The following is a 23813-nucleotide window of genomic DNA, read 5'->3' on the forward strand; positions in this document are numbered from 1 at the left end:
TTTCTAAGTTTCAAAGTTCAAAAGAGTTCATAAAATCTCTACATTGATTCTATTATTAATTTTTCTTTATTTGCTTTTACAATCACATTAGAACCATCATGAATTTCTCCACTTATTATTTTTTTTGCAATATCTGTCTCCAAGGTATTTTCTATGAACCTTTTTAAAGGTCTAGCTCCATAATGAGGGTCATATCCTTCTATTGCAAGAAGCTCTTTTGCTTCATCTGTTATCTCTAATTCTATTTTTTTCTCTTTCAATCTATTCTTTACGTTTTCCATAAATATATCAATTATTTTTTTAATTCCCTCTATGCTTAATGGTTTAAATAATATTATATCATCTACCCTATTTAAAAACTCTGGTTTAAATCTTCTTTTCATTTCCATGATAACTTCATCCCTTATGTTATCATTTATAACTCCATTAACTGTTCCCTCTAATAAGAAAGTGCTACCTATATTAGACGTCATAATTATTATTGTATTTTTAAAATCTATTAACTTCCCTTTATTGTCTGTGAGTCTTCCATCATCTAAAATTTGAAGAAGCATATTAAACACATCTTCATGTGCCTTCTCTATTTCATCAAATAAAATAACACTATATGGTTTTCTTCTTACTGCTTCGGTAAGCTGACCGCCTTCCTCATATCCTACATATCCTGGAGGTGCACCAACTAATCTTGAAACTGAATGTTTTTCCATATACTCTGACATATCTATTCTTATTATACTGTCTTCAGAATCAAATAATGTTCTTGCTAAAGTTTTTGCAAGTTCTGTTTTTCCTACTCCTGTTGGTCCTAAGAAAATAAAAGACCCTACTGGTCTATTTTCATCCTTTATACCAGCTCTTGCTCTTATTACTGCATTGGTTACAGATTCTACAGCTTCTCTTTGTCCTATTACTCTTTTTTCAAGTTCATCACTAAGTTTCAAAAGTTTTTGTCTTTCTCCCTCAACAAGTCTTGAAACTGGGATTCCTGTCCATTTAGAAATTATATCTGCTATTTCTTCCTCCGTAACTTCTTCTTTTAAAAGAGAAGTATCATTATTTTCTTTTAATTTTTTCTCTTTCACCCTTATTTCTTCTTCTAATGATGGTAATATGCCATACTTAAGTTCTGCAACCTTATTTAAGTCATATTCTCTTTCATATTTTTCTATTTTTCCCCGAACATCATCTAATTTAGATTTTAAATTTCTAATTTCAGTAAGATTATTTTTTTCTTTTTCATAGGTAGCAGTTAATTCATTATCCCTATCCTTTAAATTATACAGTTCTTTTTCAAGTGACTTTAGCCTTTCTCTTGAATAATCATCTTTTTCTTTTATCAGTGCCTCTTTCTCTATTTCAAGTTGGAGAATTCTCCTTTTTAAATTATCTAATTCCGAAGGCATCGAATCTATCTCTGTTCTTATCATAGCGCCAGCTTCATCTATAAGGTCTATAGCTTTATCTGGTAGATATCTATCCTGTATATACCTATTGGATAGCTTTGCTGCTGCTACAATGGCAGAATCGTGTATTCTAATACCATGGTGTATTTCAAACCGTTCTTTAAGACCTCTTAAAATTGATACTGTGTCTTGAACTGAAGGTTCATTTGCTATAACTGGTTGAAATCTTCTTTCTAAAGCTTTATCCTTCTCTATATACTGTCTGTATTCATCAAAAGTTGTTGCTCCTATACAGTGAAGCTCTCCTCTTGCTAAAGCAGGCTTTATTATATTTCCAGCATCCATTGCTCCTTCTGTTTTACCTGCTCCAACTATGGTGTGCATTTCATCTATAAAAAGAATAATTCTTCCATTGCTATTTTGAACCTCTTTAATTACAGCTTTTAATCTTTCCTCAAATTCTCCTCTATATTTAGCTCCTGCAACTAATGAACCCATATCTAATGAAAAAATTATCTTATTCTTTAATCCTTCTGGTACATCACCTTTTATTATCCTTTGAGCTAGCCCTTCTACTATAGCTGTTTTACCAACTCCTGGCTCCCCTATAAGTACAGGGTTGTTTTTAGTCCTTCTTGATAATATTCTTATTACCCTTCTTATTTCATCATCTCTTCCTATTACAGGATCAACCTCATGGTTCTTAGCCCTTTCTATAAGATTAACTCCATATTTAGCTAATGCATCATAAGTTCCCTCTGGATCATTACTTTCAACCCTTTGATTTCCTCTAACAGCTGATAAAGCATTTAAAAAACCATTTTTATTTATTCCAAATTGACCAAGTATTTTTCCTGTATCCCCTTTATAATCTATATCCATTATTGCCATCATTACATGTTCCACACTTATATATGAATCTTTAAATTCATTAGCTATATCATCTGCTTTTAAGAAAATTTCTTCAAATCTTCTTGTAGGATAAACTCCCCCACTTTGTGCTCCTTGTCCTAACACTTTTGGCATAGAATCTAATGTTGTATTTATTGATATCCTTAATGCATTTATGTCCTTTCCCATTTTTTCAAATATATTTGGTATAAGGCCATTCTCTTGATTTACTAATGCATAAAATAAATGCATTATATCCATTTGTTGATGATTAAACTTTATTGTTGCTGCATGTGCATCATTAATAGCTTGCTGTACCTTTAATGTTAATTTCTCAATATTCATGTAAAGGACTCCTTTCAAAAATTTCTTACTATATATATTATAATATATTTTCTCCTAATTTATAAAACTAATCTTCATTTAAGTGGTGTACTTTCACCCATCTGAATGCTATTAGTTTTTCAAAACAACACTAAAAAAATATAAGCCATCTTTACTAAAGAGGCTTATATTTTTTGTTTATATTTTTTTTCAACGTTTATTGCCAAGTTAAAATATTTTAATGAGTCTCCTATTTCTCCAAGCTTAAAATACATATTACCCATATCCAAATATCGTTCATATATTTCTTTTTTTCCACCAAATTTCATAAGAGCATCTAGAGAAAGATTCATATACATTTCAGACTCTATACATTTGTCTTGTCCTTGAAGTATTTTAGATTTGAAATAATAAGCTCTCTCTATATATTTTACATCATTACTAGCTATGGCATGATTTAATGCATCATCACATATTTTATGTGCCTCTTCTATTAAATTATTGTTTAATAAGTTTTCTACACATATTAATAAAACTTCTACAAGTAATTCTTCACAGTTATCTTTACACAATTCTATAGCATTATTCATATACTTTAAACTTGTCTCTATTTTACCTATTTCTATAAGTATTAGTGATGAATTTATTAATGCATCTATTTTATCCTCAACACTATCATAAAGACCAAAAGCAATTTTCTCATATTCATCAGCATCATTAGCGCCTCTTTTTAACTGCATATCTGCTATAAAATTATATATTATAGCTTTCTTACATTTTTTGATAACATTATCTACTATTTTCATTAGATCATCTACTAACAAATATGTTTTATCAAACTCATTTAAATATGTGTGACAAATTGCTTTATTGTATACAGCTATAGCTTCTTCATTTTTATCTTGAATTTTATTTTCTCGAATTAATTTTATTATATTTTCAAAATAAGTAGCTGCTTGAGAATATTCTGAGTTAGCAAAAAAATATCTACCCATGTCTTTGAAATATACTAAAACATTTGATGTTAATCCACTCTTTTGACAAATATCATAATATCTTGAGATATTAACTTGAATATTTTCATAGCTCTTATTAATTAGATAATTATGAAATAATATATGCATTAATTCAAAGGCCAAATTATATTCTTTATATTCCAAAGCATATTCTAAATTATAGAATGTTTTTTCTTCTAAATCGTTTGAAAATTCCTTATTTTCAATCTCAGCTATATTATCTTTTATTTGATTTTCTACATCTTTTAATAAATAGTTTATGTTTATATCTAGTTTTTCTGCAACCATCTCAAGTATCCAAAGTTCAGGTTTCACCTTGTTATTCTCAATGCAACTCATTTTAGATACTGAAATCTTATCCTCACATATATCCTTTAAAGTAGCTCCTTTATATACTCTGGCTCTTTTTATTTTTTCACCAGTTGATAATATCTCCATATTCATCACACCTAACAACCTTTATTTAAAGTTCTTTTAAAATACCTATCTCTTTAAATAAGACAACTCCATCATTTAAATATTTTGCTGCTTTTCCATCTTGTTTATTGTCAATATAAAATTTACCAAGCATTATGCAAATCTCAGCAGACTTTTTAATAAACTCCATATTCTTAGCATAATTTAAAGCAAGAATCAGAGTATTTTCTGCGCTCATAAGATCGCCTTTTAAAAGTTCAACTCTGTATTTTAAAAGATAATACTCTACAAATGTTACTCCACCAATATCTTGTACTAAATTTAAAATGTTATCTAACATTTCTTCACATTTTTCAATGTCTTTTAATTTGATATAGTTTTCACATATATTTACTAAAGTATTTATAAGAGTTTTATCATTATTTCGCTCTTTTAATTCCTTAGACTTATTATAATGCTTAAAAGATTCTTCCAAATTATTAAATTCATAGAAAAGTTTTCCTAAATTATTTTCTATATTAGATAACTGAACGGAATCATCTAACTCTCTAAAAACTTCCAAAGTCTTTTTGGAATATTTTATTGAATTATGTAAATCTCCTTTAGTATTATACTGTTCTGTAAGCAATAATAATGCTTTAGCATATTCCCTCTTGTTATCTAATTGATTAAATTTTTCTTTTGTTAAGTATGAATAGTTTATTGCCTTGTCCAAATTATCTAGTTTGAAATAAACACTAGCAATATAATAATATATTTCACCTAGTATTGTGTCATTACCCATTTCATTATCTAAATAAACCTTTTCAGCCTGTTGCAAGTACGAATTTGATGAATGATACGCTTTAACTTCAAATGTTATTTTTCCTAATTTTAAAAATGTATTTACAACTTCTTCATAATCGTTATTTTTTATAAATATTACATTGGCTGATAAAAAATACTGCTCTGCTAAAGCATATTCATTTTTCCCCATATGTATACATGCTCTTAAATGTAAGTTTCTAGCCTTCCTATACTCCAAATTATACTTTTCTGCATAATATAAAGCTTTTTCTATATATTGCTCACCTTGAAACAAATCACTATTTAAGATATATGCTTCAGCTATATTTTCAAAATATAAACAAATCTTTTCTGCTTGAGTTTCTTCAGACTCCATTAAATATTCTACTGAAGTTTTTAATGATGTAGCTAAATATTCTAACAAATCCATACTTGGATTAGATTTGCTAGATTCTACAAGACTTATTTGACCTGGAGTTATTCTATCTCCTGCCAATTCCTTTAAGGTCATGTTCAGTTCTTTTCTTCTTCTTTTTATTTTTTCTCCTAAAGAAAGTATCTCCATATTTCACTCTTCCTTTACTGAAAATATTCTCAAAAATATTCATTTTATGTATTATTATAGCATAATTTCATTTTTCAACAATGATTTACATGAATTTTTTTAATATTTTTTCATATTTTATTTTTTAAAATAGAAATACCCTAGATATTTTTAATATTTCTAGGGCATTCCATTCATTATCTTTTATAATGTTTCATATGTGAATACATATCATCAGCCATGCATATAGCATTTTTACCAAATTTCCTAATTTTTCTTTTGGTGCTTCTGTCCATATTCATCATAGTCCCTACTGTGCTTCCTATAATAGCTCCAGCAGTCATGCCAACTAAAAATTTAGTATTACGATGCATACAATCAACTCCTTAAAATACTTTATGAGTTTATCATATGCAATTTCTCTTTATTTAAACTATATATTTTTTACCAATAAATAAAAAAACTATTAAACTATCCCTAAGGCTTTTTTTGCTAAAATATCAGCTCTATCATTATATGTATCGCCGCTATGTCCTTTTACTTTAATAAATTTTATATCAATTTCTTCTAAATTCTCTTTTATGAACTCATTATAACCCTGGGTTAAAAAATTATTTCTTTTCCAAGTTCCTTTTGCCCATGACTCAATTCCTTGATAATCAAAATATATACTTATAGATTTATAGCCATTATTTTTGGCAAATTCTACAGCTTTTATAGCCCCAAGAACCTCTCCTGCCACATTTCTCATAGCTGCAGCCTCATCGTTTCTTTTTCCATTTTCTTCGTAAATTACATTGCCATTAAATAATGCAATTAACCCATAAGAATATTCTTTTGATGACAAATTAAAACTACCATCAACATAAACTTCTAATCTATCTTCATTAGATTTCTTTTCTTCTTTATTTTTAAAATCATTTCCATTTACCTTTACTCCATGGGCTTCTAAAAAATCTTCAGCCTCTAATAGGGTTGGAAAACTTTTATATATGGCACCTTTAAAACCAATAACATCCTTTTTACATTTATCCCATGTGTCATATATTTTACCTTCTCCACTTTTACCTTTTGCCACTGCATAGAACTTTCCCATGTACATTTCTCCTCTATCAAACGATTCTTAGATTCAGATGGAGTTACTTAAAAAAATACGATAAACAATTTACTTTTTAAAACACATTATAAATTTTATTTACCCTTTCTCCTCCTGCAAATCCATTTACATAATTAATTCCTTCTTTTATGACAGTTATTATGTCTTCCTCACCTTCCCAGTTTTCTAAAATAACAATTTCATCTACACTATTTAAGATTTTATTTAATGCAAAAAATATCATAGCTACATCATCTATTCTACCGATAAAAGGTATATCATCTGGTAATATATCAATAGGGGATGCAACATAGGTTATAGATAAAGACACCGCCACTTTTACTTTAGTAGGTACTCTTTTGTCTTTGAAAAGTCTAAAAATCAAAGCTATTAAATCTGGTATTATCATTACATATTTAAATACCGGTTCATATTTTTCTGGAACCTTCTCTCCTACTAAACATTTTAATTGTGTATATGAGTCTTTAGTTTTGTTTAATATCAATACCGATTGTTCAACTTCTTCACTCTCTATTTTCACATTATCTTCTATAGGTCTTGTCATTGAAAAGTTAATATTCATTACCTCAACATTTACAAATCCATCCTTTAAAAATAAATCTTTTAAGTTCAAATTAAGAAATACTGGTGCCTTCTTTAATAATTTATTTATATATATTATTATTCTTCCCTCATTAAATGCTATACCTTCATCTTTAAGATCTTCTATAACCTTTTTAAGAGCCAACTTTCTAAAGAAAGAATAAATCTGCAACTTATATAATTTTATAGAAGTTAAATTTAAATATATGCATTCCTTAGAAGTACCTTCTAAAGATAAAGTTATTTTAAAAGGTATTTTTATTATAACTTTATATTGTCCATTTATTTCTATTTCATCTTTAATTACAATATTTTCTACAGTCAGTCCTGGAATATAAACCCAGTCCTCTATTAAGGATAAAATATCATCTCCATTTAAAGCTCCGTTTAAACTACTTATCCTCATTTAAATACTCCCCCACTAAATTTATATATTATGCTAATTTAAGTATACCATATTTTTCATTTTAATAAATAGAATTATATTTTGTACCATAAATTACTTTACCAAAACTTATGATTTTGGTTAGACATTTATTTTTAAATCCGTATAATGAGATTGTAAATAAGATTTAAGGGGGAATTCAGTTAATGAAAGTTTTGAAAAAAAATTTATTTATTATTCCTTTTTCTATAATTTTAATTTTATCTATAGGTTTTGGTGTATATTCATTTACACAACCTACTCCATTATATAAAAACTATAATTATTTTTTATCTGATATAAATGGTGATAATGTCTTAAGTGTAACATTGGATGAAAGCGATAAAATAACTATTAAATCAAAGGACGGGTTAATCTATACTACAGATAATCCTAATTCCCTTTCATTGAAAGAGGACTTGCTTAAACAAAATATAACTGTAAACACTAGATCGTACCCTTCTCCTTTAAAAATTTTTTCTATACTATTAGGATTAACACTTATAGGTTCAACTGTATTTGTTTTATCTAAAAAGAATTCTAAAGGTGCTAAAGGTATGCTCAATGTAGAATCTATAGAGGTTCATAATATTGAAAATTATAAATACAACTTTGATTGTGTTGCTGGAAATGATGAAGTAAAAGAGAGTGTTAAAGATATAGTAGACTTCCTTAAAAATCCTGAAAAATATAACAAATATGGTGCTAGAATGCCTAAAGGTATCATCCTATACGGCGCCCCTGGTACTGGTAAAACTCTCATGGCTAAGGCTGTAGCAGGAGAAGCAAATGTTCCATTCTTTGCTTTATCTGGTTCTGATTTTGTTCAGCTTTACGTAGGAGTAGGTGCATCTAGAATAAGAAATGTTTTTAAAAAAGCTAAGAAAACTGGACGTGCTGTTATTTTTATAGACGAAATAGATGCTATTGGTAAAAAAAGAAGTAATGGAAAAGCTGGTGGTTCTGATGAGAGAGATCAAACTCTAAACGCTCTGCTAACGGAAATGTCTGGATTTAGTGAAGCTGATGGTATAGTAGTAATGGCAGCTACAAACAGGCTTGATACCTTAGATGATGCACTACTAAGGCCTGGTAGATTTGATAGACATATAGAGGTTCCTCTTCCTGATATTACTGCTAGAGAAAGTATTATAAAACTACACTTAGAAAATAAACCTTATACAAACATAGATATCAAAGCCTTAGCTAGAAAAACTTCTTATTTTTCTGGTGCTAAGATTGAAAACTTAATTAATGAATCTGCTATATTAGCATGTAAGGATGAAAGTGAATTTATTGAAGAAATTCATCTTGATAAAGCTTTTTCTATTGTTATAGCAGGATATGAAAAAATTAATACTGAAAGTTTAAGAGAAGAAGATAAAAAATTAACTGCTTATCATGAATCTGGACATGCTTTAATATCAAATCTAGTACTTCCTTATGACAAAATATCTAAGATAACTATAATACCAACATCCAAGGGTGCTGGAGGATATACATTAACAATACCTGAAGACAGTAATTACCAGACTTACTCTTATCTTCATAATAAAATAATGGTTTTATTAGCGGGGCGTGCTGCTGAAGAAATTGTTTTTGGAAAAGATAAAATAACAACAGGTGCATATAATGATTTAAAGCATGCTACAAGCATAATTTCAACAATGGTTACTCAATATGGGATGGGAGACTCCTTAGGCCTTCTAAGCTTAAATGAGCTTAATAATATAGGTGCTGTAAATACATCTGATATATTGTGTGAATGCAAAAATATAGTTAATTCTCTTTATGATGAAACTAAAAATTTAATCCTAGATAATAAAGATTTGCTAAACTCTTTAGCTGAAAACTTAATTTTAAAGGAAACTCTTTATGAAAAAGATATATATTCAATTGTTGCATAACCCTACATTTCAATCAAAATTCATTTCAAGGTTTTTCTAAATAAAGCAAAAAAGCAATTAAGATAACCCTTAATTGCTTTTTTTTATCATAGGATAAATTACAAAACTACTTATTATACCAGCTAAAAGCCCTCCTAAATGTGCATAGTTATCTATATTAGGAAGCGTTAAGCCAATAAATATGTTTATTCCTATTACTTTTAATATTTCTACAAGAAACTCTTTTCCAATTCTATGCTTTTCATTATATGCGAATACCAGTGCAGCTCCTAATAGACCAAAAATAGCTCCTGATGCTCCTACTGCAATTCCCTCAGATAATTTATAGCTAAAATAGGATCCGATAATACCTGAGATAACATATATTATAGAAAATTTTAATTTCCCATAAATATTTTCAGTTAGATATCCTATAGATTTTAATGCATACATATTAAATGCAATATGCATTAATCCCCCATGTAAGAACATACAAGTAAATAATCTATAGTATTCACCCTGATTAATAAAATAGTTAACCTTGGCCCCAAGTGCTGCTAATACATATATATTTATATTTAATAAATTCCTAGACAATATTGCACTTATAATAAAAATAATTATATTTATTATTATAATTGCATTTGTAACTGCAAATAAATCTTTTTCTTTTATTTTTTCCTTTAGTGTCTTGGGTGTTGAAATATTTTTCAAAGTATTAATAACCCATTCAGTTGCACCTCTTGCACTTATTAATTCTCCAGTATGAATATTTACAGTTATAGTTCCATAAAAGTCTCCTTTTTCTATAACTTCACTTTCAACTTGTATAACGTTATTTATATAAACTTCATTAATCCCTTTTGATTTCAAATAATTTAAAGCATCCAGTGCTTTTAAATGATAATTATCCTTGTTACTGGTTATTACAGCTAATGCACCTTTACTATTGTAATATATAGCTATATAGTTGTTATTTACACCATCAATGCTCTTAAACTCTTCTATGGTAAACCCATTATTAGCTAAAGTATTAAAAAATTTATTGAAATTCATAATTCCCTACACTCCACTCAATTAGTTGTAATTTATACAATACCTATTACGGTTAAATTTATATTAGTTAATAAATCTATTTCATAAAACGGTATAGGTTTTTTCGATTTACTATCATAAAGAACTCTTATTATTGGTCTATCTGGATATCCAGAATTTTGACTTATTACATATCCCTCAGTATAATTTGATAATTTTACGCAACATCCTAATGGATATACAAAAAAAGTTTTTCTAAAGTTGTTAATCATATCCATACTAAAACTATTATCACCCTCTGATAAAATTAATTCATATGCATCATTAGGAGAAAATTTAGACCTGTAGATTCTATCATTACTTACTGCATCGTATACATCACATATAGACACTATTTGTGATAACTTACTAATCTCATCACCCTTTAACCCAAAAGGATATCCTTTTCCGTTTAGTTTTTCATGATGTTCTCTTATTATTCTTAAAATTCTGTTAGAAACATTATAATTTTTACTAAGAATTTCTTCTCCATAAATGGGGTGCATCTTTATTTTTTCAAATTCTTCATTTGTTAAAGCACCTTTTTTATTAATTATTTCATTTCCAACCTTTATCTTTCCTATGTCATGAAGTATGGCTGCTACTCCTAAATCTACAAGATCACTCTTCGGAACATTAAAATTTATCCCCATAAATAAACTCATAATACCTGTGTCTATTGAATGAACTTGAGTATAATTATCAAATGTCTTTATATCATATAAACTTTTATTTACATCACCTATATTTAATATGTAATCCATCAGCTCCTCAACTATAGCTACAGGAGTCTTTAAATCTACTTCACTAGAGTTGTCTATATTTCTAATTACACCCCCTAAAGCCTTAGCTGCGCTTAACTTTATTTCATTTAATTTTTCATCCTCAACATCTATATCTTCTAATCTCTCATCCTTAACATAAATATAAAAAACTTCTAATTGCTTAAGTTTTTTTATATATCCATGGGTTAATTTCATTCCCGATCTTAATAACACCTTACCATCTCTTGAAAAGATGCTTTTAGCAAGTATATCACCATCACTAACCCTATCAATAAATTCAAACCTCATTATTGTACCTCGCAAAATGTTATATACTAAATTCTAACATAAACTGCACTTAAAAGTTTACACTCTTAGAAAATATTTTTTAAACTTAAAGTACATTAAATAATGTATTTTACTAATCCTTATATACTTATTTTATATAATTAATTATATCCTTTTATAAATCTATTTCAACAATGTATTTTCATATATAGTAACTTTTTTATCATTAGTTCAAAAAAAACATATAAATTGACTTGCTACTTTTAATATAGCAAGTCAATTTATATTACTAAATTTCTTTTTCTAACATATCTAAAAGTTCCTTAAATCTTGTCATTGTAGCCTCTAAAGGTTTAGAAGTAGTCATATCAACTCCAGCTTTCTTTAAAATATTTATAGGATAATCACTTCCTCCTGACTTTAAGAAGCCTTTATATTTTTCAACCGCTTTTTTTCCATCTGTTAAGATTGAATTTGCAAAGGCTGCTGCCGCTGCATAACCAGTAGCATATTGGTAAACATAAAAATCAGAATAAAAATGAGGTATCCTACTCCACTCTATATCAACTTCCTCATCAACTATCATGTTTTCTCCAAAATATTTTACATTTAGATTATGCCATATTTCATTTAAATCTTTTCCTGTAAGAGGTGCACCTCCTTCTATACTTTCATGAGTTGTTTTTTCAAATTCAGCAAACATAAGCTGTCTAAATACAGTAGTTCTTATTTGCTCTAATTCTTGATTTATTAAATATAATTTTTTCTTCTTATTTTCCTCTTTATTTATTAAATAATTTATAAGAAGTGCCTCATTACAAGTTGATGCAACCTCTGCACAAAACAATGTATATGATGAATATATATAAGGTTGTTCTTTCCTTGAATAATAAGAATGTATAGAGTGTCCCATCTCATGGGCAAGAGTGGATACATCACCTAAATCATAATTGTAATTTAGTAAAACATAAGGCATTGAATCATAGCAACCCCATGAATATGCTCCACCTCTTTTACCTCTATTTTCAAATACATCTACCCATCCACTTTCAATTCCTTTTGAGAATATATCTAAGTATTCTTTCCCTAAAGGTTTTAATCCTTCTTTAACTAGTTTAACAGCATCCTCAAACTCTATGTGTTCCTTTTCAATTTCAATTACCGGAACATATAAATCGTACATATGAATTTCATCTACACCTAATAACCTCTTTTTTATATCTACATATTTATGAAGAAGTGGTAAATATTCATTAATTGTATCTAAAGAATTTGAATATACTTCTAATGGTATATTATTAGGTTTCAATGTTCTTTCCATGCAAGATTTATAATTTCTAAGTTTTGCTTCGAACACTAAATTATTAATATTTGAAGTTAATGATGTAGATATTGTGTTAATAAATTTCTTATAAGTTTTAAACAATGCTTTAAATGCCGCTTCTCTAACATTCCTATCTTTAGATTTTATAAATGTTCCATAATTAACTTCTGTAAGCTCTACATCTTTTCCCTCTTCATCCTTGATTATTGGAAAAGTCATATCAGCATTTGTTAACATGGAATATATTTCTGCTGGTGCTATTAAACAATTAGAAACAGATGCTAGAATCTCCTCTTGTTCTTTATTTAAAGTATGTGGTTTTTGTATTAAAATATCCTTTAAATAAAATTCATATAATTTTAATTCCTTCTTTTTCATTACATCACTTAAATAGTTTTCTTCTAATGACAATATTTCTGGTTCTAAATAAGCATAATATGATTTTAAAATAGGCATATAATTATCTATTTTACTTTTCAATGCTTGATATGTTGAATTTCTTGTATCCTCATCACCTTTTAAATGTGCATAAATAAAAAGTTTTTCAGCCCTTCTTGAAATTTCCTCATATTTTTTGAAAAAGTCTAATAATTTTTTTTCCTCCCCAAGACTTCCCTCATATGTTTTTAATACTTTAGATTTTTCTTTTAGGTCAGTAAAATCTTTTTCCCAGGAATCAATACCTTGATATAACTCATTTATTTTCCATTTGTACTTTTCTTCTATTTCATTTCTTGATTTTATAGATTTATTTTCTTCCATGATACCCTCCTTTTATTGTAAAAATAATAAAAAAATCCCCAAATTTATAATATCATAGGGATTTTTTATTTTAAATAATAAAATTTGTTATTTTATTAAAATCTGTTATTGTATTAGTTAAATCTTATTTGTATTCTTCTTCTTTTCCTTGAATATCATTAAATACCTTTTCCATTGCTTCTTCTATAATAGAACAAACTTTATCAAGTTCTTCTTTCATTTCACTATGTTCATCCTTATATTTTAATATAACCTTCCATGAAGGGTTATATTCATCATCAACATCTTCTATATCTAATGATGAATTTCTAAATAAATCATAATCTAACAAATCATATATAGCACTATATTCCCATTCTGCTACATCTTTATTTGTATCAAAATACATTACTACCTCTCCATCTATCTCATGTAACTTAGTAACATATTTTGCACCGTCTCCAGCTTGATAACTACCTAATTCTTTAATTAAATATCCAGTTTCTTTATCTTTTTGCATTATAACTAATGACGAAAAATCCATTATATTCTCTCCTTTGTACTCTAATAATATTACATTATTATCATACCACACCTATTTTAAACTATTATATATCTTTTCTAAGTTTTCTCTCATAGTTTCTAAATATGAGCCTTCACTCTCTAACGTATTTATTTTTTCTACATTTCCATTAATCTCTTTTGCAATAGTTTGTGCAACTTTTTCACTTCCATCTGATTCCATGAAAATAGTTTTCACATTATTTTCTTTACAGAAGTTAACCATATCACTTAATTTTTGTGAAGTTGGTTCTCCATCATTAAATATTCCTGCTACACTACTCTGTTGCAATTTGAAATCTCTGCATAAATATGCAAATGCAGCATGACTAGTTACAAAACCTTTATTTTCAATTTTAGAAAATTTTTCTTCATACTCTTTAAGTAAAATTGCATTTCCTTCAGAAAACTCTTTATATCTCCCTTGATAATATTCCTTATTTTCACCATCAACCTTTATAAAAGCTTCCATAATATTTCTAGCCATAATATTTGAATCTTGAAGACTTAACCATACATGTGGATCAAATTCTCCATGACCTTCACCTTCTTTGGAATCCTTGTTTTTTATTAAATTTGTGTTTTTTGTTGCTTCTACAACCACTAATTTATCATTATTTATTGATTTCAGTGTACTATCTACCCATTCTTCCATTCCTAGCCCATTGTAAACAAAGACATCTGCTTTATTCAAATCAACCATATCTTTAGGTTTAGGTTCAAAATCATGGGCTTCAGTTCCCTTTGGAACTATATTTTTAATAGCTATCCTATCCCCACCTATTTTACTTGCAATATCATAAATAGCATTAAAACTAGTTACAACCTCTATTTTATCTGTTGACTTTTCTTTAGCTATCTTATTACCACATGCTGTAAGCATACTAAATGATAAAATTAAAGACAAGCCTAAATATATTTTTTTCTTCATTCAAAAACCTCCTGTTGCAAATCATTTGCATTTGGTTATATAATAATATTTGAGTTATTAAATGTCAATAATTAAATTATAAAATTTGTTAAGGAGCTGATTTCTTGATTAACATAAAAAATTTGTACTTTTCATATCCAAATAGCCCTTGTTATTTATTGAAGGATATTAATATTAATATTCCTAAAGGAAGCTACGTGTCTATAATTGGTGAAAATGGAAGTTGTAAAAGTACACTAGTAAAACTTATACTAAATCTTCTAAAACCTTTAAAAGGAACTATTGAACTAAAAGGTTCTAAAGTAGGATATGTTCCTCAAAGGATGGATAACTTTAATGCAGAATTTCCTATTACAGTAAAGGAGCTTCTTAATACTTATAGAAAACTTTTGAAAATAAAAGACTCTACTGCGATTTATAATTGTTTGAAAAAAGTTAACATGATAAATTTTGAAAATCATCTTCTTGGAAATTTATCTGGAGGGCAACAACAAAGAATCTTTATTGCTAAAGCTTTAATGGGAACCCCTGATATTTTAATTTTAGATGAACCTTCAACTGGCATAGATATCACAAACCAACGTGAAATATATTATCTTATAAAACATTTAAATCTATGTGAAAAAATAACAGTTATTTCTGTAGAACATAATTTAGATGCAGTACTTTCAAATTCCACCCATGTTTTACAACTTAAAGATGGTGGTTCAAAACTTTATACCTTAGAGGAATTCAAAGCCTCTATAGACACTCAAGGAGGATTATAATGCTACAATACGAATTTATGCAAAATGCATTAATTGCTGGTTTTTTTATATCTATACTTTGCCCATTAGTTGGAATATTTTTAGTACTTAAACGTTACTCTATGATGGGAGATACTTTATCTCATGCCTCTTTTGCCGGGATTGCCATAGGTCTTGTTGTGGGAATAGACCCCCTTCTTGCCTCCTTTGGTTTTACATCATTTTGTGGTATATTCATAGAATTTCTAAGAAACTACTATAAAAAATACTCTGAGCTTGTCATGTCTATAATTTTAACCTTAAGTATAGGTATCGCAATAATATTAATAAGTACAGGTAAAGCCTCTGCTAATGTTAATTCAATACTTTTTGGAAGTATATTAACTGTATCCAGAAAAGATTTACTTATCATACTTGCAATAGGTATTATTTGCATATTAATTATTAGTTCTTTATTTTCAAAATTAATATATATAACCTTCGATGAAGAGGGTGCTAAAGCAATAGGTATAAATGTATCTCTAGTTAACTATATTTTTACTTTGTTAGTTGGTGCTACTATCTCTGTTTCAATTAGAGTTATGGGAATACTTGTTATATCCTCTATGATAGTTGTTCCAGTGGCTACTGCACTTCAATTAAAAAAAGGATTTAAAACCACTCTTATATGGTCTATAATCTTTGGTTTTCTAGATATATTTATAGGTATTATAACTTCCTTTTATATAGACAGTGCCCCTGGCGGTACAATTGCTGTTACCTCTGTTATAATTCTTATAATAACCTTAATAGTTAATATAATTCTTAAAAAACTAAAAATAATGAAAAATTAATCATAAAAAATAGGATATCTCTTAATTAAGATATCCTATTTTTCATCAGAACAATCCTTGCATAAACCTTTCATCTTTAATTCATGTTCTAATAAAACAAATCCTGTTTCACTTTTAACCATTGCCTCTATTTGCTTCATAGGGCAATTAAGCTCTATTTCCTTATGACATATACTACACTGTAAAACATGTTTATGATCATTTTTTTGAATGGAAAAATTATAACATCCTTTACCTAAGTCATATTTTTCAACTATGCTTTTATCCTCAAATAGATCTAATGTTCTATACACTGTAGATAAATTAATATTTAATCCATTTTCCAGACATTTTTTATAAACATCTTCAGCAGTAATGGCATCATGTTCTTCCATTATTATATTGTATATGCTTATTCTTGCTTTTGTTAATTTAATATTATGCTCATTAAATACTTTTATAGCTTGCATAACTTCACCTACATTTTATTATTTCTATATATAAGTATACCAAATATTATATGCAAAATTCTACCTTTTGCTCTCTTTTTCATAAAATGATCCTTAGCCACATAAAATCATAAATATAATTTTTTACTTTCTTGTTTATAATTTCATTTCAAAATACATTTAAGTTTATGTTCAACCTGCAATTTCAATCATTAGCTTTATATAATCCAATGCAAATAAAAAGAACCCCAATAAAAGGCTCTTAAAAAAACATCATTTTAAATCCAAATAGGATTAATATGGTTCCACCAATAAAATCTGCATATTTACAGATAAATTGTACTTTATTAAGATATTTGGTTAACAAAAATGCTATAGATGTTAATATCAAAGTTGTTACCCCTATAATAATAGTATCAGTTAATAATATTGATATGCTTATTATAGAATTTAATGTTACAAATCCTACAACCAAAGCATCTATGCTTACTGATATACCTAAAATTAAATACATGCTCTTTTTAAGTAACATACATTCTTCTTTTTCCTCAAACCCTTCCTTTATCATCATTACTCCAACTATTGCTATTATAATTCCCCCGATAATACTCGGAACAGAAGCAAAAGATGTAAACAAATATCCTGCATATGCTCCTATAAATGAAAGTATGAATTGAAAAAATCCAAAAGAAATTATAAATCCTATTTTATTAGATGCCTTTACGTGAGGATTAAGTCCTATACTTAGAGCAACCCCAAATGCATCTAATGATAATGCTATTGCTATTATCATTAATGAGTAAAAATTCAAATGCTTCATCTCCTTATTAAAGTTTAAAAATAATAATATTTCTCTTTATATATTATATCATCTATAAAAAAAAACCTTCTATTTTTCGAATTTTTTTAATTTTATAAGATTAATTTAGGTGCATGAAAGAAAGTGACAAGTCAAAGATGCTATGTATATTTTGGTCAAACAAGGAAGTAATATTCGTTCATAGCAGAGCTTATAGGCTAATATTACTGACGCAGTATGACACGAATAGCCTAACATACTGACTTATTATGTTTCTGAATGTGCCTTAAAAGTATTATATAATTTATATATCTATAAGACTATACAAATATATACTATATATGCTATACTATTTATGCAAAAACATGCTATATTAACATAATATAATGAATTTATCTTTATTTTTCAACCTTTTTATTGTATTATGTTTCAAAAAACTTATATTGTATAATCTAATTGCTTGAAAGGAGCATTATAATATGTCTAATTGTATCATTGCACAATCGGGTGGTCCAACTTCAGTTATAAACGCAAGTGTAGTAGGAGTTGTAAAAGAAAATTTAGAAAAAAAACTATATAACAATGTATATGCTGGTATTAATGGTATAGAAGGAATTTTAAATAAAAATATAATAAATCTTTCTGAAAAATCTCTAGAACAACTAGAAAGATTTAGATTTACTCCTTCATCTGGATTAGGTTCATGTAGATATAAAATGAAAAACTTTAATGATAGTGCCGATGAGTACATAAAGCTTTTTGACATTTTAAAAGAGCTTAACATAGATACGTTTTTTTATGTAGGCGGAAATGACTCCATGGATACAGTAGCCAAACTTAGTGAGTATACTAAATTAAATAATATTCCTGTAAAAGTCATTGGAATACCTAAAACTATAGACAACGATTTACCAATTACAGATCATACCCCTGGATTTGGATCTGCTGCCAAATTAATTTCAACTTTAACATTAGAAACTTATTTGGATTCTTCTGTTTATATAAATAATGGGATATTTATTTTAGAAACTATGGGAAGAGACACAGGATGGTTAGCAGCATCTTCATGCGCAGCAAAATTAGGTGGAAAACCTGTAGCAGACTTTATATATCTTCCAGAAATTATTTTCTCTGAGGATCAATTCATAAAGGATGTAGCTAAAAAGTTTAAAGAACAAAATCAAGTTTATATAGTTGCCTCTGAAGGATTAAAAAATAAAAACGGAGACTTCATCTCTACTTGCAATATAAGTGGAGCTCATGACAATTTTGGACATGCCCAATTAGGTGGAGTTGGTAATTATCTTAAAACTCTAATAATCAATGCCGGAATAACTAAAAGAGTTAAAGCATTAGAACTTGGAGTAATTCAAAGATGTTCTATGCACATAGCTTCTAAAATTGATTTAGAAGAATCTTATATGGTTGGAAAAGCTGCTCTTACCTATGCTTATGAAGGCAATAGTGGCTATATGGTCGCTATAAATAGGGACTCAAATACACCTTATAAATCATCAACTATGTTAGTTGATGCAAATAAAGTTGCTAATAATATAAAGTATTTTCCAAAGGAATGGATAAATGCTGAAGGAAATAATTTAACTAATGATGCTATGTCTTATATTGAACCATTAGTAGACAATGACATACCTTCTTATGAAGTATTTAACAAATAATTTTCTTGAATATGCATAAAAAAAGACGTATTTACTACGTCCTTTTTCTTATTTTATACAGAACACAATTCTATTTTTCTACTTCACTTATATTTCTCATAGAATATGATTAATTCTTAATAAAAATATGAATATCAGTATAAAAATTTTTACACTTATACTCTTATTGATTATTTTTATTATATATACCTTCGTCTTATAATATACTCTATAGCATATAAAAATCTATCTATTTCTTCCCTTGTATTATATACACCTAGACTGGCTCTTACCATACCTGGTTTTTTTACTTTATCATAGTTCTTTACATAATACTCTATTTCTTCTTCTGGAATCTTTAAAAGCTTTTCTACATAAGGATGTGCACAAAAGCATCCATTTCTTACTGCAATTCCAAACTCATTTGACAATTTAGTTGCAACTTGTTCATGGTAAAGAGGACTAATATTAAAACTAACTATTCCTACTTTATTTTTTGCATTGTTAGGTCCATATACAGTTATTGGAAGTCTTTTTAAATTATTCAAAAGATACGATGTTAATTTGATTTCTTCATCATGAATATTATCCATTCCTATTTGATTTAAAAGTTTCATAGATGATATTAATGCCACTATACCTAATATATTAGGTGTTCCGCCCTCATCTTTCAATGGTGATCTATCCCAAATAGCTATGTCTTTAGTAACTAATTCTACAGTTCCACCACCTTTTATAAATGGTTCATTGTTATCTTCTAAAAATTCTTTTTTAGCTACTATAACACCTATTCCAAAAGGAGCATACATTTTATGAGCTGAAAAAACTAAAAAATCAATTTCTTCTTCAATACAACATCCTGACATATTTATACTTTTATGGGGTATTAATTGAGCTCCATCTACTATTATTCTAGTTCCATATCTATGACAAAGACTTGCCAATGCATTTATATCATTAACACACCCAGTCACATTAGATGCTCCTGTAACTGTTAAATATTTAATATCTTTTTCAATTAATTTTGATTCTAAATCAAGCATATTTAAAGAGCCATCTTCGTTTATATCTACATAATCTAACTTACACTTATTTCTCCAAGGAAGATCGTTAGAATGATGCTCCATAAAAGTTGAAAGTACATTATCATTTTTTTCAACTAACTTATGACTTAATAAATTTAATCCTTCAGTTGTATTTTTAACAAATATAACTGTATATTTGTTTCTAGGGGCATTTAAAAAATCTAAAATACTCTCTCTTGCTTCTTCATAAAACTCTGAACACATTATAGATTTATATCCTGTTCCTCTATGAATAGACGAATACATAGGTGAAAAATTTGATATGCTGTTTAATGCGTATATAAATGGTGGTGTAGTTGCTGCATTATCTAAATTAATTCCTAAGGTCCTTCTTCCATCTTCTAGAGGTACTAATTCATTAAGACCTGGAAACAACTTTCTAATCCTTTGTACATTCAACATAAAACTCCCTCCTTAATATAATATTATGAAATATATATTAAAGTGATAAAGTTTTCTTCTTAATATCATAATTTAATATATTTTTCATATTATGTATTGATATATAATAAAATGGAGGTAATTTAATGGAGAATAGCAAATTACATGGTATAGACTTTGAGGATCCTATTGAGTTTATTCCTTTTGATAATTCAGATTATAATACGCAACAATTGCAATGTTTTATGCCTTTTCAGTCACATAATATATCTATGAAGGTACTACCCCTAATTCCAAGACTAAAAGAATTTAATAAGGTATTGCCAATAAATATTCCTTGTTTTCCTATGGATTCTGTTAGCAACAAAATAAACTCATTACCCAAAAACTTACCATGTACTTACTTAGAATCAAGTAGTAATGAATTCAATAACAGAAAAGATTTAAGAAATTCTACATCTTCTATAAGTGTTAGAGCCTCAAATATTTTATCATCTATAGAAGAAACCACCCCTACTGTTTTTAAAACTTTAAATTCTTATAACATACCCTACCCAATTGGAGAATTACTTGTAAAAAAAATTATACTTTTAACCTTAGACTTTGAATCTAAACAATAATCAATAAAGTCCATCATCATGTAAGTCATTATATGGTGATGGACTTTTATGATTATCTACTTTTGAAATTTTATTATTTGTATAATTTTATATTTTAATCATTTAATAGTATATTTGATAAAATTAATGTATATATAGTATAATTGTTAAAGATAGTTCTTAAAAGGAGACTTTAAATAATGATAGTTATAGGATGTAAAGATATACACAAAAGTTATGGTATAGATGTTATTTTAAATAAAATTACTTTTTCAATTAATGAAGGAGAGAAAGTTGGCCTTATAGGAGCCAATGGGGCTGGTAAATCTACTCTTTTTAAAATATTAATAGGAGCACTTGATAGAGACTCTGGGGATGTTTTTATAGATAAAAATAAAACTCTCGGATATCTTTCACAGCATCTGTCATTAGAAATGGATACAACCATTTATGAAGAGTTGTTAAAAGTATTTTCCTCGCTTACAGACATGGAACATAAAATGAATGTTTTAGAAGAAAAAATGAATGAACCCTATGATGCTTCTCGTGCAGAATATCACGAAAAACTAATTAAGGATTATACAACCCTTACAGAGCTTTACAACAACAGAGGTGGTTATACTTATAAAGCTGAAATAAGTAGGGTCTTGAAAGGACTTGGATTTACCGAAGAGGATTTTGATAAGAGTATAAGTATTTTAAGTGGTGGTCAAAAGACAAGAGTAGCATTATGTAAACTGCTTCTTACAAATCCTGATATTCTTTTACTGGATGAACCTACTAACCATTTAGATTTAGAAGCTATAGAATGGTTAGAAGAATACCTAAAAGCTTACAAAGGTACTATAGTGGTTATTTCCCATGATAGATTCTTCTTAGATGCGATAACCTCTCATACCTTTGAAATTATGAATGGAAACATTCATACATTCAATGCTCCATATACTAAATTTTTAGATCTTAGAAAAAAGGAGTATGAATCTCTACTTAAAGCATATAACCTTCAACAATCAGAAATTAAAAGACAAGAAGAAATTATAGAGAAATTCAAATCTTTTAACCGTGAAAAAAGTATAAAAGCTGCTGAAAGCCGTGAAAAAGCTTTAGCTAAAATTGAAAGAATTGATGCTCCTGAAAAAAAAGCTAAAGGTTCTAAAATAAAATTTGAAACTCAGCTTAAAAGTGGTAATGATGTTTTATTTGGAGAAAAGCTTTGTAAAAGCTTTGGAGAGAAAACCCTATTTAACAACGTAAATCTAGATGTGAAAAGAGGGGAAAAACTTGCCCTAATAGGTGAAAATGGTCGTGGAAAAACTACTCTTTTCAAGATTATAATGGATGAAGAGACCCCAACTTCAGGTGTCAAAGTTCTAGGTAAAAATGTTTATGTAGGATATTATGATCAAGAACAAAGCAATTTAAATGAGAGTAAAACTATAATAGATGAAGTATGGGATGAGTTTCCGACCCTTACTACTACACAAATTAGAAATGCATTAGCATCATTCCTTTTTACCTCGGATGATGTCTTTAAAAAAATAAATCTTTTAAGTGGTGGGGAAAAATGTAGGATTAATCTTCTGAAGCTTATGTTATCTAAATCAAACTTCCTTTTGTTAGACGAACCAACAAACCATTTAGATATTATGTCTCGTGAAGCTTTAGAAGAAGCTATATTAAGCTATGATGGTACATTAATTGTAATTTCCCATGATAGATATTTCTTAAATAAAGTAATAGATAAAATTCTAGAACTAAATGAAGATGGAGTTAAAGAATTTCTTGGTAATTACACTTATTATTGTGACAAGAAGAAAAACCCTCATAGATATGAAGGTTTAGAAGAAATCCAAGGAAAAACTAAAACTCAAGTAGCTGAAGAAAGAAAAAAGAAAAGAGAAATTGAAAAAGAACTTAAAGCTAAAACTAAAAAAATTAAAGATACAGAAATTGAAATAGCAAATTTAGAAGAAACTCTAAATGAATTTCAGAATATGCTTTGTCTAGAAGAGATTTATTCAAATCCTGAAAAATCCCAAAAGGTTAACAAAGATATATCTGAAACTCAAAATCAAATAGACTCTCTTTATGAATTATGGGAAACTCTTTCTATGGAATAACAAATTAATTCATGTGAACAGTATAATTCATAAAAGAGAGTGGGCATAAGCAACACAAACTAACTGGTTGCACGTATTATTCTAAGCTATAAAA

General features: G+C 27.8%; 20 protein-coding genes. 6 read left to right on the top strand and 14 right to left on the bottom strand.

Annotation, left to right across the window (positions count from 1 at the left end; genetic code table 11):
* Positions 1-38: 38 nt before the first annotated feature.
* From clpB to BM119_RS05405, 6 genes are all read right to left on the bottom strand, one after another.
* A complete protein-coding gene (gene clpB, locus BM119_RS05385) occupies positions 39-2639 on the bottom strand; it encodes an ATP-dependent chaperone ClpB (protein ID WP_090039561.1) in 2601 nt (866 codons plus the stop codon).
* 164 nt (positions 2640-2803) lie between these two features.
* Positions 2804-4072, bottom strand: coding sequence for a helix-turn-helix domain-containing protein (locus tag BM119_RS05390; RefSeq protein WP_090039563.1), 1269 nt, complete (start codon positions 4070-4072; stop codon positions 2804-2806).
* A gap of 25 nt (positions 4073-4097) precedes the next feature.
* Complete coding sequence (locus BM119_RS05395; RefSeq protein WP_090039565.1) at positions 4098-5402, bottom strand: helix-turn-helix domain-containing protein; 1305 nt, start codon at positions 5400-5402, stop codon at positions 4098-4100.
* 176 nt (positions 5403-5578) lie between these two features.
* Positions 5579-5755 carry a YtxH domain-containing protein gene (locus tag BM119_RS19570; RefSeq protein WP_143087297.1) on the bottom strand — a complete coding sequence of 59 codons (177 nt, stop codon included), beginning with the start codon at positions 5753-5755 and terminating at the stop codon, positions 5579-5581.
* Between the two features lie 92 nt (positions 5756-5847).
* Entirely contained in the window at positions 5848-6477 is a 630-nt protein-coding gene (locus BM119_RS05400; RefSeq protein ID WP_090039566.1) for a ribonuclease H1 domain-containing protein, read from the bottom strand.
* Positions 6478-6553: 76 nt separating this feature from the next.
* Positions 6554-7486, bottom strand: a complete 933-nt coding sequence (locus BM119_RS05405) for a YkvA family protein (protein ID WP_090039568.1) — start codon at positions 7484-7486, stop codon at positions 6554-6556.
* A gap of 185 nt (positions 7487-7671) precedes the next feature.
* Between BM119_RS05405 and BM119_RS05410 the strand changes: the two genes are divergently transcribed.
* Positions 7672-9411: an ATP-dependent metallopeptidase FtsH/Yme1/Tma family protein gene (locus tag BM119_RS05410; protein WP_090039570.1), complete on the top strand. Its 1740-nt coding sequence runs from the start codon at positions 7672-7674 to the stop codon at positions 9409-9411.
* Positions 9412-9480: 69 nt separating this feature from the next.
* Here BM119_RS05410 and BM119_RS05415 read toward each other — a convergent pair whose 3' ends face one another.
* The 5 genes from BM119_RS05415 to BM119_RS05435 all read right to left on the bottom strand — a co-directional run bounded on the left by BM119_RS05415 (position 9481) and on the right by BM119_RS05435 (position 15073).
* Complete coding sequence (locus BM119_RS05415; RefSeq protein ID WP_090039572.1) at positions 9481-10446, bottom strand: rhomboid family intramembrane serine protease; 966 nt, start codon at positions 10444-10446, stop codon at positions 9481-9483.
* 32 nt (positions 10447-10478) lie between these two features.
* Positions 10479-11537, bottom strand: coding sequence for an HD-GYP domain-containing protein (locus BM119_RS05420; protein ID WP_090039574.1), 1059 nt, complete (start codon positions 11535-11537; stop codon positions 10479-10481).
* Between the two features lie 268 nt (positions 11538-11805).
* Entirely contained in the window at positions 11806-13602 is a 1797-nt protein-coding gene (pepF, locus tag BM119_RS05425; RefSeq protein ID WP_090039576.1) for an oligoendopeptidase F, read from the bottom strand.
* Between the two features lie 124 nt (positions 13603-13726).
* Positions 13727-14125, bottom strand: coding sequence for a DUF6762 family protein (locus BM119_RS05430; RefSeq protein ID WP_090039578.1), 399 nt, complete (start codon positions 14123-14125; stop codon positions 13727-13729).
* Positions 14126-14176: 51 nt separating this feature from the next.
* Complete coding sequence (locus BM119_RS05435; RefSeq protein ID WP_090039580.1) at positions 14177-15073, bottom strand: metal ABC transporter solute-binding protein, Zn/Mn family; 897 nt, start codon at positions 15071-15073, stop codon at positions 14177-14179.
* Between the two features lie 104 nt (positions 15074-15177).
* Here BM119_RS05435 and BM119_RS05440 point away from each other — a divergent pair, with 104 nt between their 5' ends.
* Both BM119_RS05440 and BM119_RS05445 read left to right on the top strand, forming a co-directional pair.
* The gene (locus BM119_RS05440) at positions 15178-15840 is read left to right on the top strand and encodes a metal ABC transporter ATP-binding protein (protein ID WP_090039582.1); all 663 of its coding nucleotides are present in this window, start codon (positions 15178-15180) and stop codon (positions 15838-15840) included.
* On the top strand, positions 15840-16652 hold the full coding sequence (locus BM119_RS05445) for a metal ABC transporter permease (protein WP_090039584.1): 813 nt from the start codon (positions 15840-15842) through the stop codon (positions 16650-16652). Before BM119_RS05440 ends, BM119_RS05445 begins: the two co-directional genes overlap by 1 nt.
* 35 nt (positions 16653-16687) lie before the next feature.
* Here BM119_RS05445 and BM119_RS05450 read toward each other — a convergent pair whose 3' ends face one another.
* Positions 16688-17101, bottom strand: coding sequence for a Fur family transcriptional regulator (locus BM119_RS05450; RefSeq protein WP_090039585.1), 414 nt, complete (start codon positions 17099-17101; stop codon positions 16688-16690).
* A 241-nt stretch (positions 17102-17342) separates the two neighbouring features.
* Positions 17343-17891, bottom strand: a complete 549-nt coding sequence (locus tag BM119_RS05455; protein WP_090039587.1) for a manganese efflux pump MntP — start codon at positions 17889-17891, stop codon at positions 17343-17345.
* Positions 17892-18358: 467 nt separating this feature from the next.
* Between BM119_RS05455 and BM119_RS05460 the strand changes: the two genes are divergently transcribed.
* Entirely contained in the window at positions 18359-19555 is a 1197-nt protein-coding gene (locus BM119_RS05460) for a 6-phosphofructokinase (protein ID WP_090039588.1), read from the top strand.
* 179 nt (positions 19556-19734) lie between these two features.
* Here the strand turns inward: BM119_RS05460 and BM119_RS05465 are convergent, their stop codons facing one another.
* Positions 19735-21021: an aminotransferase class V-fold PLP-dependent enzyme gene (locus BM119_RS05465; protein ID WP_090039589.1), complete on the bottom strand. Its 1287-nt coding sequence runs from the start codon at positions 21019-21021 to the stop codon at positions 19735-19737.
* A gap of 125 nt (positions 21022-21146) precedes the next feature.
* Between BM119_RS05465 and BM119_RS05470 the strand changes: the two genes are divergently transcribed.
* Together BM119_RS05470 and BM119_RS05475 are read left to right on the top strand one after the other, a co-directional pair.
* A complete protein-coding gene (locus BM119_RS05470) occupies positions 21147-21620 on the top strand; it encodes a hypothetical protein (protein ID WP_090039591.1) in 474 nt (157 codons plus the stop codon).
* 179 nt (positions 21621-21799) lie between these two features.
* Positions 21800-23719, top strand: coding sequence for an ABC-F family ATP-binding cassette domain-containing protein (locus tag BM119_RS05475; protein WP_090039592.1), 1920 nt, complete (start codon positions 21800-21802; stop codon positions 23717-23719).
* The last annotated feature ends 94 nt before the right edge of the window (positions 23720-23813 follow it).

Source organism: Clostridium frigidicarnis (assembly GCF_900111985.1).
Lineage (GTDB): Bacteria > Bacillota > Clostridia > Clostridiales > Clostridiaceae > Clostridium_Z > Clostridium_Z frigidicarnis.

What these genes read in the sequence shown, in the direction of transcription:
- clpB (WP_090039561.1), bottom strand. Translation starts at nt 2,639, where the DNA reads ATGAATATTGAGAAATTAACATTAAAGGTACAGCAAGCTATTAATGAT.
- BM119_RS05390 (WP_090039563.1), bottom strand. Translation starts at nt 4,072, where the DNA reads ATGGAGATATTATCAACTGGTGAAAAAATAAAAAGAGCCAGAGTATAT.
- BM119_RS05395 (WP_090039565.1), bottom strand. Translation starts at nt 5,402, where the DNA reads ATGGAGATACTTTCTTTAGGAGAAAAAATAAAAAGAAGAAGAAAAGAA.
- BM119_RS19570 (WP_143087297.1), bottom strand. Translation starts at nt 5,755, where the DNA reads ATGCATCGTAATACTAAATTTTTAGTTGGCATGACTGCTGGAGCTATT.
- BM119_RS05400 (WP_090039566.1), bottom strand. Translation starts at nt 6,477, where the DNA reads ATGGGAAAGTTCTATGCAGTGGCAAAAGGTAAAAGTGGAGAAGGTAAA.
- BM119_RS05405 (WP_090039568.1), bottom strand. Translation starts at nt 7,486, where the DNA reads ATGAGGATAAGTAGTTTAAACGGAGCTTTAAATGGAGATGATATTTTA.
- BM119_RS05410 (WP_090039570.1), top strand. Translation starts at nt 7,672, where the DNA reads ATGAAAGTTTTGAAAAAAAATTTATTTATTATTCCTTTTTCTATAATT.
- BM119_RS05415 (WP_090039572.1), bottom strand. Translation starts at nt 10,446, where the DNA reads ATGAATTTCAATAAATTTTTTAATACTTTAGCTAATAATGGGTTTACC.
- BM119_RS05420 (WP_090039574.1), bottom strand. Translation starts at nt 11,537, where the DNA reads ATGAGGTTTGAATTTATTGATAGGGTTAGTGATGGTGATATACTTGCT.
- pepF (WP_090039576.1), bottom strand. Translation starts at nt 13,602, where the DNA reads ATGGAAGAAAATAAATCTATAAAATCAAGAAATGAAATAGAAGAAAAG.
- BM119_RS05430 (WP_090039578.1), bottom strand. Translation starts at nt 14,125, where the DNA reads ATGGATTTTTCGTCATTAGTTATAATGCAAAAAGATAAAGAAACTGGA.
- BM119_RS05435 (WP_090039580.1), bottom strand. Translation starts at nt 15,073, where the DNA reads ATGAAGAAAAAAATATATTTAGGCTTGTCTTTAATTTTATCATTTAGT.
- BM119_RS05445 (WP_090039584.1), top strand. Translation starts at nt 15,840, where the DNA reads ATGCTACAATACGAATTTATGCAAAATGCATTAATTGCTGGTTTTTTT.
- BM119_RS05450 (WP_090039585.1), bottom strand. Translation starts at nt 17,101, where the DNA reads ATGCAAGCTATAAAAGTATTTAATGAGCATAATATTAAATTAACAAAA.
- BM119_RS05460 (WP_090039588.1), top strand. Translation starts at nt 18,359, where the DNA reads ATGTCTAATTGTATCATTGCACAATCGGGTGGTCCAACTTCAGTTATA.
- BM119_RS05465 (WP_090039589.1), bottom strand. Translation starts at nt 21,021, where the DNA reads ATGTTGAATGTACAAAGGATTAGAAAGTTGTTTCCAGGTCTTAATGAA.
- BM119_RS05470 (WP_090039591.1), top strand. Translation starts at nt 21,147, where the DNA reads ATGGAGAATAGCAAATTACATGGTATAGACTTTGAGGATCCTATTGAG.
- BM119_RS05475 (WP_090039592.1), top strand. Translation starts at nt 21,800, where the DNA reads ATGATAGTTATAGGATGTAAAGATATACACAAAAGTTATGGTATAGAT.